Origin of the sequence: Mucilaginibacter sp. OAE612 (assembly GCF_041806395.1) — a bacterium.
Classification (GTDB): Bacteria; Bacteroidota; Bacteroidia; order Sphingobacteriales; family Sphingobacteriaceae; genus Mucilaginibacter; species Mucilaginibacter rubeus.
On the sequence record NZ_JBGMUW010000001.1, the window covers coordinates 2,170,135 to 2,184,293 of the forward strand.

The 14,159-nt window shown below is 44.6% G+C and carries 7 protein-coding genes; 2 read left to right on the forward strand and 5 right to left on the reverse strand.

The genetic code is table 11. The features are described 5' to 3' along the window. Positions 1–363 precede the first annotated feature (363 nt). Positions 364–2,802: a TonB-dependent receptor domain-containing protein gene (locus tag ABID99_RS09155; RefSeq protein ID WP_373613508.1), complete on the forward strand. Its 2,439-nt coding sequence runs from the start codon at positions 364–366 to the stop codon at positions 2,800–2,802. 78 nt (positions 2,803–2,880) lie between these two features. Here the strand turns inward: ABID99_RS09155 and ABID99_RS09160 are convergent, their stop codons facing one another. The 4 genes from ABID99_RS09160 to ABID99_RS09175 are packed head-to-tail and all read right to left on the reverse strand — an operon-like array spanning position 2,881 to position 12,001. Continuing rightward, a complete protein-coding gene (locus ABID99_RS09160) occupies positions 2,881–5,616 on the reverse strand; it encodes a glycoside hydrolase family 2 TIM barrel-domain containing protein (RefSeq protein WP_373613509.1) in 2,736 nt (911 codons plus the stop codon). Continuing rightward, on the reverse strand, positions 5,613–7,259 hold the full coding sequence (locus ABID99_RS09165; protein WP_373613510.1) for a glycoside hydrolase: 1,647 nt from the start codon (positions 7,257–7,259) through the stop codon (positions 5,613–5,615). The genes ABID99_RS09160 and ABID99_RS09165 overlap by 4 nt, the downstream gene beginning before the upstream one ends. A gap of 40 nt (positions 7,260–7,299) precedes the next feature. Beyond that, complete coding sequence (locus tag ABID99_RS09170) at positions 7,300–8,865, reverse strand: RagB/SusD family nutrient uptake outer membrane protein (RefSeq protein ID WP_176627276.1); 1,566 nt, start codon at positions 8,863–8,865, stop codon at positions 7,300–7,302. Between the two features lie 19 nt (positions 8,866–8,884). After that, entirely contained in the window at positions 8,885–12,001 is a 3,117-nt protein-coding gene (locus ABID99_RS09175) for a SusC/RagA family TonB-linked outer membrane protein (RefSeq protein WP_373613511.1), read from the reverse strand. 848 nt (positions 12,002–12,849) lie between these two features. Between ABID99_RS09175 and ABID99_RS09180 the strand changes: the two genes are divergently transcribed. After that, complete coding sequence (locus ABID99_RS09180) at positions 12,850–13,758, forward strand: AraC family transcriptional regulator (RefSeq protein WP_090527495.1); 909 nt, start codon at positions 12,850–12,852, stop codon at positions 13,756–13,758. A gap of 36 nt (positions 13,759–13,794) precedes the next feature. On the opposite strand, the gene ABID99_RS09185 is transcribed toward ABID99_RS09180, so the two are convergent. Continuing rightward, entirely contained in the window at positions 13,795–14,133 is a 339-nt protein-coding gene (locus ABID99_RS09185) for a zinc ribbon domain-containing protein YjdM (protein WP_090527498.1), read from the reverse strand. Positions 14,134–14,159 lie beyond the last annotated feature (26 nt).

Below are 14,159 nucleotides of genomic sequence, written 5' to 3' on the forward strand. Positions count from 1 at the left end.
AACAGAAGTGATCGCTTCTGTTACGCCCAAAACGTTAGTTGGATCCTGAACTTCATAAGCAATCCCAATCAATAACGAAATCTCCACGATTAAGCCGGTACGGTGAATAATATGGGCTTAGGTTACTGGTTTTTTTTAATAAAACTTGGCTAATGCACCCGTTTTAAGGCAGGCATATATATACCGGTACGTCAGCCCGACAGCATTATTAAAATTTTTTATTTCAAATAGGTGTAACAAATTCGTTCGGGGGGTAGTCATATGGTTATAGTACTATGTATTGCATGGTATTATAGGATTTGTAGCCTGGTTAAGATTGGCTCAAAAAGATTAATGGTCAAACAGTTCACCTATCACATCAGCATGAAACTAAAGCTCTTACTCCTCATCTTATTTTCAATCGTTATGGCCCCGGCCTTCGGGCAGGCGGGGCAGGCGTTATTCGCGGTAAACGGCATCGCAACGGATTCACTATCGAAACAACCGCTTGCCTATGTAACCGTAAACCTGCGCAACGAAGCAAAGCAGTTGGTCCGCACCACGGTGACTAAAACCGACGGCACGTTCCGGTTTGAAAAGCTGCCATCAGGACAATATCTTCTCTCGATGGTTAGTGTCGGTTTTAAGACGAAAACACTTCCTGTTGATTTTTTAGATAATAATAAACCCTCTATAAATCTGGGGAACATTGCCCTGGGCACACAAACTACACAACTTAAAACGGTGGCTATTACGGCCGACAGGCCCATAATTAAACAGGAGGTTGATAAGCTCATTTACGACTTAAAGGCTGACCCTGACAGCAAAAGCAGCAATGTACTGGAGATGATGCGCAAAGTGCCTTTGTTAACAGTAGACGGTGACGATAACATCCTTTTGAAGGGAAATAGCGGCTACCGGATATTTGTTAACGGTAAACCATCAAGTATGATGGAGCGCGATCCGAAGAATATCCTCAAAAGTATGCCTGCGTCAACCATTCAAAGCATCGAGGTAATTACCAACCCTTCGTCGAAGTATGATGCCGAGGGAATGGCGGGGATTATTAATATAGTGACCAATAAAAAAATAAGTAACGGGTACAATGGCACGCTAAACCTTAGCCATGTATTCCCGGTAGGCGGCCCACGATTGGGCGGGTCATTTTCGTCTAAACAAGGCAAGCTGGAACTATCAGGCTATTTTGGCGGGAATATCTCCAATTCGCCCGAAGTGCTCAGTTCCATTTCGAGGCTTACTACCGGCAGCAACCCTACGAGCCTTAACCAGAATAACACCGCGAAATGGGATGGCAAAAATGGCTATGCGGAAGTTGGCATAAGTTACGAAATTGATAGTCTTAACCTTATTTCGGGACAATTCAATATTAACGGAAATAACCAGGACGGCATCAACACGCAAAGTTCTGTTTTGAACGAAGCCGGCAACATGGTTGAAGGGTACGACCTGTACAATAACAATACGGCAGGCGGCAGGGGCCTGAATGTCGGTTTAAATTACCAGCTGGGTTTTAAAAGCAATAAGCAAAGGCTGCTCACCTTTTCGTACCAGTACTATACATTCAACAACAGGCAAGATGCGTCGCTGACGGCATCTAATCGCGTGAACTATACGACGCCCGATTACCTGCAACACAATGAAGGTGAATCTTCCGAACAGACTGTCCAGGTAGATTACGTTCAGCCTGTAAAGAAGTTGAATATTGAAATGGGGGTGAAAGCAATTATTCGTGATAACAAAAGTGACTTTCAATACCTCGGATTTAATGCGACAACCGGTAATTTCGAGGCCGACCCATCGCGAAGCAATAAATTCGATAATAACCAAAATGTACTGGGTGCATACAACAGCTATACCTATATCCTGCAAAACTGGAGCTTTAAAGCAGGCGCCAGGGTAGAGGAGACGCTGATTGATGCTGATTTTATTTCTACCTCATCGCAGCTGAACAAAAATTTCTTTAATATAGTGCCTTCGGTAAGTATTAATAAGCGGTTTAAAAACTCCAGTACGCTGAACTTCGGGTTTTCGCAAAGGATACAGCGCCCGGGCATATACCAGTTAAACCCTTTTGTTGACCGCTCGAACCCAAACTTCGAATCGTCGGGAAACCCCAACCTCAGGCCAGCGGTTTCCAATAGCATTCAATTGGGTTATAGCAGAACGAAAAAGGCATCCTTAAACCTGATGCTTGGCTATAATTATTTTAACGACCTGATCATGCCCGTTGTAATTTTCGACCCGGCCACGAATATTACCCGCAGCACTTTTGATAACACCGGCAAAGCCCGCCTGTTCACCTTTAACGCTAATATCAATTACCCCATCACCAAAAAATGGAGCACATCGTTCAACGGTAGGATTGCGCATGGCCGTGTGCAGGGCATAGTGAATGGCCAACTGGTGAAAAATCAGGGCTTTATGTATGGCGCATCACTAAACAGCGGTTATAATTTAGAGAAGGGCTGGCGGGTTAGCACCAACGTGTTTCTGAATGGGCCTAACCTTTCTATCCAGGGTACATCGAACCCTTATGCCAGTGTATCCTTTACAGTTAATAAGGATGTAGTGAAGGATAAACTTTCGTTCTCGGCCACGGTGAATAACCCTTTCAGCAAATACAGGAATAACATCAGGAGTTCGTTCGGGCCCGATTTTACCCAAACAAATATTAACCGCGCCTATTTCCGGGGTTTTACCGCCAGCCTTAATTACCGGTTCGGCAAGCTGAAGGAAGCGGTTAAGAAAAACAAACGGGGTATCAGTAATGACGATGTTCAGGGAGCGCCTTCGGGGAACTAAGAGCATTTAACAAATAACAAACAGGCGGAGGGGACCGCCTGTTTGTTATTAACCTTTTTCGATATTCCAGGCTCGGTTTTAGTTATCTAATAACCTGCGCAGATCGCCCGCACTGATCTCCTGTACCGGCCGGAATGCACCCCCGGCCGCATAATGTAACAAGCTGTATCGGAGCTGCCTTGCCGCTGCCCGTTCCGTTAATTGGCTATGAAGATCCATTGTACAAAGAATTAAGGTCCCGGAACCAACCTTGAATTCAACCAGCGTTGCCAGGTTACGGTTCCTGAAAAAGTTATCGATCACCCGGACTATCGGCGTTGCAGGAGCTCTCAATTTATCAAGTATCAGCGACCGGGAACGGGTCACCAGGTCCCACCATTGCCAATCCGTATAAAAGTCAGTAGGGAAATCAGCCAGCGCGTTATTTTTTTTGTCGATGAGCAGGCCCATACTGCCAGGTTGGTCCGGGAAATGGACCGGGCTCCAGAAAACAGGAGCGAAACGGCCGTCGATACCTTTAACGTTGGCAGTATCCGGATTAAGCAACACTTTTCGCCCCGCTTGCAGATAACTAAGGGCACTGTCGATGGATGTAGTAAAGATCACGTTACTAAAAGATTCCGGATTTTTATTTGGGTAAACCCAAATTTTCCAGTGATTAGTATAACCGGTATTGGCTATGCTTACAGTGATCAGTAATTCACAAGCCCGGTCGATTTTGCTGAGATCTATCGAGAAACTTCCCGCAGAAGCGTTGCCAATAGCAATAGACTGCCGGCCAAGCGAACCACGAAGATTAAAGTGCTTATCTGCTGAAATTGCCGACCAAAGAATTTCGCCATTTATTTGCCGGTCGCTATAGTTGGCAATTTCGGCAGCCGCAGCAAAACGCTCACGATTGCTGTAAGCCGCCTTTTCAAAACGGATCAATGGCACCACCGGGCCACAGAATTTGCTAAAATCAGCCGGCGAAATCAAGCTTTTACTATCCCAGAAAGCATTTAAAATCCCAACAAGTGCTGTTCCCTGTCCCGGAAAGTCATGAAGGTCAAGCAATTGAAACCCGCCAACACCCTTGGTTTTCAATGCGCGTTCAATTTCTTCTTTGTAAAGCTGAACAGCGAGTGTTCCGCTTGCTTTAAGGTAATCAGGAGCCAATCCAAGCATCCCTTTTTTGCGGAGGTTGTTCCGTACTGCCTCAAAGTTAGCTGGCCGCAAAACCCCAGTATATTTTTTTATTTCTTCAAGATCCGGATAAACAGAATACTGGCCCACCTCGTGAATAATAAGGGGAACTGTTGTCCCTTCCAGCGCTTTACTGTAATCTGTCTTAAAATCGGGCGGGTTGGTGTTAAAAATACCCTGTCCCCGTACCCATCCTTTTTCCGTGTACTGGGTAATAAAATAATCATCGGCAGGATCCGGATTTTTGCCATGCCCTTTTTGAAAGCTGAAGGTGGTTGTGGTGTATAAATGCCGGTTGTCTTCCTGCTTTAACTTACGCACCAGCTTCTCCAGCCATCCAAAATCGCCCTCCAGTTCATTGCCCATGCTCCAAAAACAAAATGAAGGATGGTTGCCATAATTCCGGATAATATTTTCGGCTTCCTGTTCCAGGTAAATCAATGTTTTTGGGTCTTTGCCCACGGTTAGTGCCCATAGCGGCAGCTCAACATGCAGGTAAAAACCCAGCGAGTCGGCTACCTGAAATGCTGCTTCAGGCGGGCACCATGAATGAAAGCGAAGATGGTTCAGCCCGTAAGCTTTAGCGGTCTTAAACACCTTCAGCCAGCCGGCTGTATTCATTGGTGGATGGCCTTCCAGCGGAAAAATATTGCATTCAAGTGTACCGCGCAGAAAAAGCGGACGACCATTGATACGAAGTTCGTTCCCGGTCGCGTTAATATCCCTGAAGCCAAAACTTTGAGTCCTGGCATCCAAAACTCGTCCCTTGCTGTCAATTACTTCCGTGCGAAGGTTGTATAGCCGCGGATGAAATTCGTCCCATGATTGCACCGCCGGAACCTGGAGGTTAATTTCCTGCTGATCATGCTGAATAACGGTTGGGCTGGTTTGTTTAACGACCTTTTTTCCGGAAAGGAGGGAAGCCCGCAGATAAGTATCGCCACGATGGGAACCGCCCAGGCTGATAGCTGCCTTTACGCTGTGATTGGCCAGCGAGGAGTATACCTGTACCTGGTTAATAACTTGTTTGCCTATGTCGATCAGCTGCATCTTTCCGATAACGCCGTTCCAAATGATCTGTGTACCGTCGGTGTAGGCATGGGCAAAGTCATTTACGCTGATATCATGCTGTTTGCGATTGTCTACGCGAATGGTGATCACATGTTTACCTGCTGCCAGAGGACCTAATTTGAAAACTTGTGGTGCAATCAGGCTTTCCTGTGTGCCGGCTGGTTTGCCATCTATCCAACAATCGGTTTTCCAGATCACCCGTTCAAGCGACAGCAGGGCGTTGGCCATCCAGCTGGTTAAATTAATGCTGCGCTGGTACCAAACAGCACCGATATACCTGTGTTTTCTGGACAGATGCAGCATGATGTCCTTGCTCAGCACAGTTGTATCCACCTTTACAGGCGCCCCGATACCGGCGTCATCTAAGGTGCCAGGCAGCCATATGCTGTTAGTAAATTGCTGTTGCTGCCATTTCTGATCCAAACCATTGTCAAGCGAATCGAGTCTGTACAGCCATTTGCCGGCAACCGGGATTGGTTTAACCTGCGCCGAAATGGTGGAACTTGCTACCAGTGCCGCGAGCAAGAAAAATGTTTTTTTTAAAGAATACTGCATCATTGATAGTGAGCGGTTAAAGTAGTAACAGAGCGGGGCTCAAGTGTTATTGTGCCTATTGGTGTTGTTGATTTTTTGAGATTTTTGAGAACTGTTGTAGTGTACACATCAAATGTATTTCCGGCCAATTGTGAACCACCCGGATCAACCGTGTATTGTTTGCTTTCGGTACTCATATTTATCAGCACAATAACCAATTGTTTTGAAGCGGGATCTTTGTATGCGGAAACCATTTGTGTTCCTGTTGCCAGCACGGGATCGGTAACATCGCTTAATGCTGCATTTATGCGGATCATCCCCGGCCTGATAAACCGCGAATAATTTCCCAAACACCACAATTGTTTTGAATCACTAACCAGGCCATTGGTTTTCATGCTGTTCAGGTCATATCCACCAGATGGGTCGTTAATGTATACAAGCCCGTCACTATAATTATAAGTATCAACGGCAAGCCACCACTGCCATGAAGTTACATTGGCCACCGTAAGGTCATGATGAATAACTTTGGCCACATACAAGCCGTAATCAATACCGGTATTTTTCGGGTACCCATTCAATTGACCACAAATATCGCCTAATATACCAAACTCTGACTGCCAAAGATGGAGACTTGGGTCAATAGTCTTTTGCTTATCTGCTGCGTGTTGCCGGTAACTGATCAAATCGGTGCCCGGACAGGTAGTAAAATAACTGTGTGCTGATAGTAAGTGCTCCATCGAAGGGACATCGCCTATATAATTAGCGGAGCTTTTGTTAAAGAACTGATTGAGCTGATCGCCGCGACCATCGCTGTTGTTAGCATCCAGCGAATTCCATTGATTGGCTTCACCAAGACAGATCGTGGTAGCTAAGCCGGCAGCTTTCATCTTCGGGCCCAACAGGCGTATAAAGTCTGCAATTTCAGCATTGGTAGCACCAGTGCCTTCCTGCGATGGATTTTCTCCCCAATTCCACTGGGGTTCATTAAAGGGGCTGAGATAATTAAAAGGGGTACTGCTTGATTTAAAATGCTTTAAAACGCTAACCAGAAAATCTGCAAAAGCATTTTTTTTGCTTTCTGTCAGGTTCAGATGACTGTTAGCCAAACCATAAGCTTTATTATTTTGCGTGAACTGTACCGGTGGCGAAACAGAAAATGCCAGGAAGTCTTTTACACCGCGTGCTTTCGCTGCCGACAGGAACCATTGCTGGCCTGCTTGTTTGTTCCAGTTATAATTATTATTTGCATCCAGAAAGCATTCTTCCCGGCGAAACTCATCCGGTATTCCGCTATCCGAACCTTGTTCATAGCTCCCGGCGCCGATGTTGAAGCGCCAAAGCGTAAGGCCAATGCCTTTGGGATTGCCCTGCTGGTCGGCTTCCATGCTGAACAGGTAATCAGCAATCTGATTCTTTTTGGTAACATCATTCCACTTTCCGATGAATTTGGTTGTCCAGCAATCAGAGGCACCAAAGCTTTGCATCGTTTGCTGCTCATTTCCCAAATTGATAGTGATGCGGGCCGGGCCGGTGTTGCATGTATTAACGCCATTAACGATGCAACCGTCGTCTCCTTTTTTAATTCCTGTTTTTTTAGCGCAGCTGAATGAGTTTGATACCCCCAGCATTACCATCAATAGCAGCGCTGATCGCAAATTTATTTTCATAATAGTTATTTAAAGCCGCCGGCATGCCGGCGGCTATTTGCTAATATCCCGGGTTTTGTGTGATCTTTCCGTTCGAGGCAATAATTTCCTTTGATGGGATAGGCCATAGATTATGTGTTCCTGCAATAAAATTAGCACCCTTATTTTGAGGTTCGTTCAGGTTCTTAGTTTCATATGGGTCTTTGCTTTGTTGCGTATTGTATTTAACAAAACTTCCGTTCGGTCCTAAAATGCTGTTGATCACCGGTTGTCCGCTTTGATCTTTCCATCGCCTGATGTCATACAAACGATCTCCTTCCAGGGCCATTTCGAGCCTGCGCTCCAATCGCACAGCGTTGATGAGGTTCCAACCGGTAAGTGTCATATCGGTAGTGAGGCCAACGCGGTTCCTAACCGCACGCATCGACTGTAAAGCCTGGGCCGACTGCTGCTGCATAGCGGCAGCTTCAGCATTCATCAGGTAAACATCTGCCAGCCTCAGGTAAATATGATCTTTTGAAAAGCGGCCGTTCGGTGTTCTTTCACCGCGAGGTACATAAACTTTTCGGTTGTACCTGGCAGATTTACATTGTGCCGGATTGGCATTGAATGAGGTATTGGCCGGATCGCCGGCAACGGAGAAGCCCTGGCGCATGATCGTCCAGTTTAACCTTACACTGTCTGCCTGAGATTTAAAGGCATTTTCAAGATCGCTGGTTGGCGTAAAATATCCCCATCCGCCTTCGGTCCCAGGCATGGAGGTTGTAGGAAAAATGTTGCCCAGGTTTGGGTATTGGGTAGAATACTGGTATTGTATTTCAAAAATAGACTCAGGTCCGTTATGATTAGTTGTTTGCCATATATTACCAAAAAACGTTTCCAGGTTGTATTCACCAGAGCTGATGATCTGGCCGGTCAGATTTTGAGCTCCTGTCCAATCTTCCGTATACAGGTCGATCTTGGCCAGCAGTGCTTGCGCTGCTCCCTTTGATACGCGGAACTTATCTGTGGCGCTATACTGGGATTTATTCGGTAAAATGCCAATAGCACTATTAAGATCTTGTTTAATGAAATTGTACACATCGGCGGCGCTGGTCCTGCTGTAGGTATTTTCCTGAGGGCCCAGTGTCTTAGTGATCAGCGGAATCCCGCCCCAGTTTCTTACCAGCTCAAAATATTGGAAAGCCCGCAGAAACTTGATCTCGGCGATAAGCTTCTGTTTGGTAGGGTCGTCAATCTGCGATTTCTGAATGCCTTCAATGGTAGCATTGAAAATATAAATGCTTTTGTAGATCTCGATCCAGTGTGCCTCAATACGATCATTTTCGGCATTTAATGTGTAATGCGCGGCCTGTACTGCCGTGCCTTGCCCTCCGTTGATACCGATCCACTCATTGTCGGAGGCGGCCTCGCCGCCTACTTGCTTCCACCATTGCGTCTGCCACCAGTCGTCAAAGTCAATGTATTTGTAGCAAGCAATCGTTGCGCCACTGGCTTCATCAACTGTATTATAAAAAGTATTGGCCTGTATAGCATTACCATAAGGTTCCTGATCCAGGAAAGTCTTTTTGCAAGCGCTCATGCCGGCAATAACCAGTACGAGCAATATATATTTCAAGTGTTTCATTGTTGTTTACTGCTAAGTCTTAAAAATTCGCGTTAAATCCGATATTGAAGAATTTGGGGATCGGGTTCTGTCCGTTGTCAATGCCATACCTCAGTACACCCGCAAATGGTACTTCAGGGTTTAATCCGTCATATTTGGTAATGGTGAAGAGGTTTTGAGCAGATACGTAAATCCGCACTTTTGCCCGGCCGCCCAACGCTTTTTCAGGCACGGTGTAACCCAGTTGCAATAACTTATTGCGTACATAGGTGCCATCTTTGATAAAGAAACTGGAGTTTTTAGAGAAATTGCCGTTTGGATCACTCAAACTCAACACAGGATAACTGTTCGTGCTGCCCGGACCTGTCCAAAATTTATTTTCTTTACCGCTGATGAAGTTATACCCGTAGATGGGGTTCATCCTTACCAGGTAATCATCAGCTACCTTATTGCCAAAGGACCCATAAAATTCCATACGGAAATCAAAGCCATGGTAAGAAGCCTGAAGGTTTAAGCCCGATGATAATTTAGGATATGGATTTCCGATCGATGTCCGGTCGTTCAAATCAATGGTATTATCGCCGCTAACGTTCGCGTACATAAAATCGCCGGGCCTCGCATTAGGCTGCAATACAGTGCCGTTAGGGCTTTTATAGTTCTGTACGTCCTGGGCTGTTTGGAAAACACCGAGTACCTTATAACCGTAATAACCGCCTAAAATATCACCTGCAGCGGTTTTGGTCCTCCGGGTAGACTGAAATACGTCATTGGATATTTCGTCATACAGGATCTGTCCCTTCAAGTCAACCGCTTTGGAAATGAAATGCTGTACTGTAAGACCGATACCGAAAGAAACACCACCGATTTTGTCTTTATAATTGATGGCTGCTTCCCAACCGCAGGTACGCATGGTACCTACGTTAGTATAAACTGTTGGGATATATCCCTGCGGATAGCCCAGCGAGGGTTGTACCGGGAGGTAAAGCAACATATCTTTAGGCGAGCGCCAGTATTTATCAGCAGTTATGGATAATTTATTATTGAAGAAGTCCGCATCAAAGCCGATGGTCACGTCCTGTGTTGTTTCCCATTTGATATTTGGGTCTGGTACATTAGAGGGAACATAACCATAAACCCGGCTGTTTGCGCCATTGATATAATCTGATAAGCCCAGAGTACTTTCGTATGCGCCTGGCGAGCCTGGCAAATTGCCTCCCACACGGCCAAATGATCCGCGCAATTTGAGGTAGTTCAGCCATTTGATGTTCTTCATAAATGACTCGTTTGAAATCACATAAGCACCTGAAACGGTTGGAAAATAACCCCAGCGGTTGGCGGGTGATAACATTGATGAACCATCTGCCCGGAAAGAGCCGGCAATGAAATAGGTTTCATTAAAATCATAAGATACGCGGGCAAAGTAAGAGCTCATTTTACCGAAGGGCCCCGCGCCGGGTTGATGAGAGCCGGATCCGTCGGCAAGCGTTGCGCCGGCAGAAATGTAGTGATAAGGCTCCGCATCATAAGGAATATCCTGGCGGTACACGTAAGTGTTATTATACGTGTAATTATCGGCAGACTGGCCTATCAAAACGTTGTAATGATGTTTGTTGATACTACCAATATAATTGATCGTATTATCCAATTGCCAGCGGTAGTTGATCACCGAGTTTTGGGATGCGCCTGATATATCACTGCGGTCTTGCGGATCGATGTAATATTTAGGTTGGTAATTAGTCTGGTTTATCGAGTTATAAAAGCCGGAAATACTGCTTCTTAATGTCAGGCCTTTAATTGGTTTGATTTCAAGATAGGAGGAACCCTGTGTGCCGAATAATCGTGATTGGTTAAAATCACGGGCCATGGCAGCTAATGGATTATTGATATTATTAAAATTGGAACGCGTAAACTGGCTGTAAACCGGGTTATAGGCAGTGAAGCTCCAGCTCGGATTGGTTGCTGCATAAGCGTTAACAGCCGTTTGCGTCTCGGCAGCAGATCTGGTTGCCGCTACGTTGGGTGCAATAGACATGATGTTGAACAGGCTTGTGCCGCCACCGTCGCCATATCGCTCCATACGCGGTGCAAGGCTAACACCAAATTTAAATACTTTTGAAATTTCGTAATCGATGTTAAACCTGGTGGTGATTTTTTGATAGTCAGCAGTACCACGCTGTGCGGCAAAGTTGCTGGTTTGATCAAAATACCCGGCGCTTCCGTAAAAGGTGAGCCCGTTTTTTGATCCGGATGCGCTGACATTATAGTTATGTGTGTAAGCTTTTTTGGTTGCCTCATTCCACCAATCAGTATTAACACCTGTCACCGTTCCATTGGCCGGAAGGGTCTGGTTGTTATTAGCATAGATCTGGCGGTAATGGCTTACAAACTCGTCTGTCTGTGCAAGTTTCGGGTTCACCCAATAGTTCATGCCCGAAGTTCCGTTAAAATTGATCTGCGTTTTCTCTTTCCCTCTTTTTGTGGTAACCAGCAAAACACCGGCTCCGCCACGGGAACCATAAATAGCAGTAGCTGCCGCATCTTTCAGCACGTCGATTTTGTCAATATCTGACGGGTTGATGTCATTAAGGCCGCCGAATGAGGTGATCACGCCGTCAACAACAATGAGCGGATCGCTGGACCCTGTGATTGTGGAGAAGCCCCTGATCAGCAGCTTCGGTTGCGCGCCGGGATTGCCGCCCCCCTGAAATACCTGCAGGCCGGGTACTTTACCTTGAATAGCATCTGCAACATTACTGGTGGTGGTAGGGGCAATGTCTTTAGTCCCGACAGAGGACACCGCTGTAGTTACGCTTTTGCGGGTAATGGTTTGGTATCCAATTACCACAGCCTCATTAAGCTGATTGTCGGCAGGATTAAGTGTTACCTCATAAGTTTCTCTGTCATCCACCGGAACCTCTTTGGCCTGGAAACCAAGGTAAGAGAATACCAGTATGTCACCTTTGCTTGCTCTGATCTGGAACTGACCGGCTGCGTCGGTTACAGAACCGGTTTTTGTGCCCTTAAGCAAAATGCTTACGCCAATAAGCGTTTGATGCGTGTTATCTGTTACACGTCCTTTTAAGGCTTTGGTTTGGGCGAAAACCAGGCTGCAAAGTGGTAACAATAACACTAATGTTAGTGTAAATTTTGTTCTCATAATTGGGTTATTTGGGGTTATTAAGGATGACAAATCTAATGGCAATCGGATCGTTGAGTATAGACGATATGATGTAATACATGGATAATATTCTGATTGTTATTGTATTTAGCTGTTTTGCTGCTTATTGGTTGATAAAAACCTATGCCTTTTTTTCGCTATTTGGGGCTATGTAGAGTTATTTTATTCTTTTAGTTAAAAAAACGAAAGGCGGGCATTCATGAGTTTGGTCGTTCTATATGGATAATTTTACTATTTAATTATAGAGTATGCCAGGGCCTTTCGAATGTGGCATTGCTGATTAAAATGAATGCGTAGTGGCGCATTAAATTATAGGAAGGAGAAAATTGAAGGGAATAAAACAAATGTTAAATGATTTCAGTTCGTCCTGTTTGATAAAAAGCACAAAAGTTTGCCATAAATAGCCGAATCAGGGGTACTCATCAGGCTTGTTTCTTATAAAAGCCTGACCTTATTTTCGCAATGAACGTAAAGTGTTTTAGCGTTCCGGCGATAGTTATATAGTCCATGTTTTTAATTTTTTCATCTATATAGAATGCCCTGTTATTAAATATTTTTGTGAATATCAATGTTGACCGACTAACAATTACAGATTGAAATCAATGAATATCAAATCCTGTCCATATCCTAAAAAATGGGGCAGGGCAGTATTTTAAAAGATAATAATTTAATGGATTTATGAAATTCAGCCGTTCAGAAATTTTACTTTTAATGTCAGTATCCGGCATTGATAACGGCTGTGGCAAAACAGTATCTATTCGCCTTTTAACACAGCATGTCTGCATTCGCAAACATGCGTAACCCGCGATAGGATTTAAATAAATCAAATGAACACATATTCAGCAAGTTACAAAAAAGATGGTTTTGAAGGTCAGCGAGCGATCGTGATACCCAAAACTATATTACAGCGGTTTTGTGAGGGAAATGCGGCTATACAAGGAGCATTTATAACGGATATTGGATACTATCCCAAGGCAAAATTTCATCGCAGGGAGCGATATACAGGTGCGGGGCAAAATATCCTGATTTACTGCGTTGACGGAAAAGGGATGGTTAAGATAGGCACTCATACTTATGAGATCAAGCCCGGCGACTTTTTTGTTATTCCTCATGGTGTTAAGCACTTTTATGAAACAAATGAAACCAGCCCCTGGACAATTTACTGGTGCCACTTTAAAGGCCCGCAAGCGGATGCTATAACAGAGCAAATTTATGTAAGGGATCAGAGTTTCCGGTACAGCATCGAATTTGACGGTGATCGGATCGCCCTTTTTGACAAGCTTTACGTATTTTTAGAACAGGGTTACAGTACAGAAAATCTCACTTACGTCAATTTACTGTTGCTGCAATATTTAAGTTCTTTTTTGTTTAGGGACAAATATTATAAAACGAATTTAAACACACACTCCCAGCCGCAGGACAGATCTATTTTATTCATGCAGAAGAATCTGGATAAGACCCTAAGTTTAGCTGAGCTCGCGGCCTCGGTAAACCTATCGGTGAGTCATTATTCTGCATTATTTAAGAAAACCACAGGATTTTCTCCTATAGATTATTTTAATCATCTTAAAATACAAAAAGCCTGTCAGTACTTGCAGTTCACGGAATTGAGGATACGTGAAATAGCTTTTCGCATTGGCATCGACGACCCTCTTTATTTTTCAAGATTGTTTAACAGAACTATGGGATACGGCCCAAAAGAATACCGTAAAAGCCGATCTCCTTCCATTAAATAAGTGCGTTTACCCGCTTTGGGCTGTATTTTTTAAAAATTATGCTTTCTTAACAAACTCTGATTTTAATGCCATAGCGCCAAACCCATCTATCTTACAATCAATGTTATGATCGCTGTCAACCAAACGGATGTTTTTAACCTTGGTCCCGGCTTTTATACTTTGAGAGGAACCACGTACCGGCAGGTTCTTTATGGTAACAACAGTATCCCCGTTCTGGAGAATATTTCCATTGCTATCCTTCACCACAAACAGATCTGAACTTACAGGATTATCTTGGGGGTTCCATTCGTGTCCGCATTCCGGACATATGAGCAGGTTATCCATTTCATAAGCATAGGGAGATTTACATATTGGGCAGGGGGCAAGTTCACTCATCTTTTGTAGTATTTGATTTCATCGGC

Coding starts and splice junctions, on each gene's coding strand:
- ABID99_RS09160 (WP_373613509.1), bottom strand. CDS start 5,616: ATGATGCAGTATTCTTTAAAAAAAACATTTTTCTTGCTCGCGGCACTG.
- ABID99_RS09170 (WP_176627276.1), bottom strand. CDS start 8,865: ATGAAACACTTGAAATATATATTGCTCGTACTGGTTATTGCCGGCATG.
- ABID99_RS09175 (WP_373613511.1), bottom strand. CDS start 12,001: ATGAGAACAAAATTTACACTAACATTAGTGTTATTGTTACCACTTTGC.
- ABID99_RS09155 (WP_373613508.1), top strand. CDS start 364: ATGAAACTAAAGCTCTTACTCCTCATCTTATTTTCAATCGTTATGGCC.
- ABID99_RS09185 (WP_090527498.1), bottom strand. CDS start 14,133: ATGAGTGAACTTGCCCCCTGCCCAATATGTAAATCTCCCTATGCTTAT.
- ABID99_RS09165 (WP_373613510.1), bottom strand. CDS start 7,259: ATGAAAATAAATTTGCGATCAGCGCTGCTATTGATGGTAATGCTGGGG.
- ABID99_RS09180 (WP_090527495.1), top strand. CDS start 12,850: ATGAACACATATTCAGCAAGTTACAAAAAAGATGGTTTTGAAGGTCAG.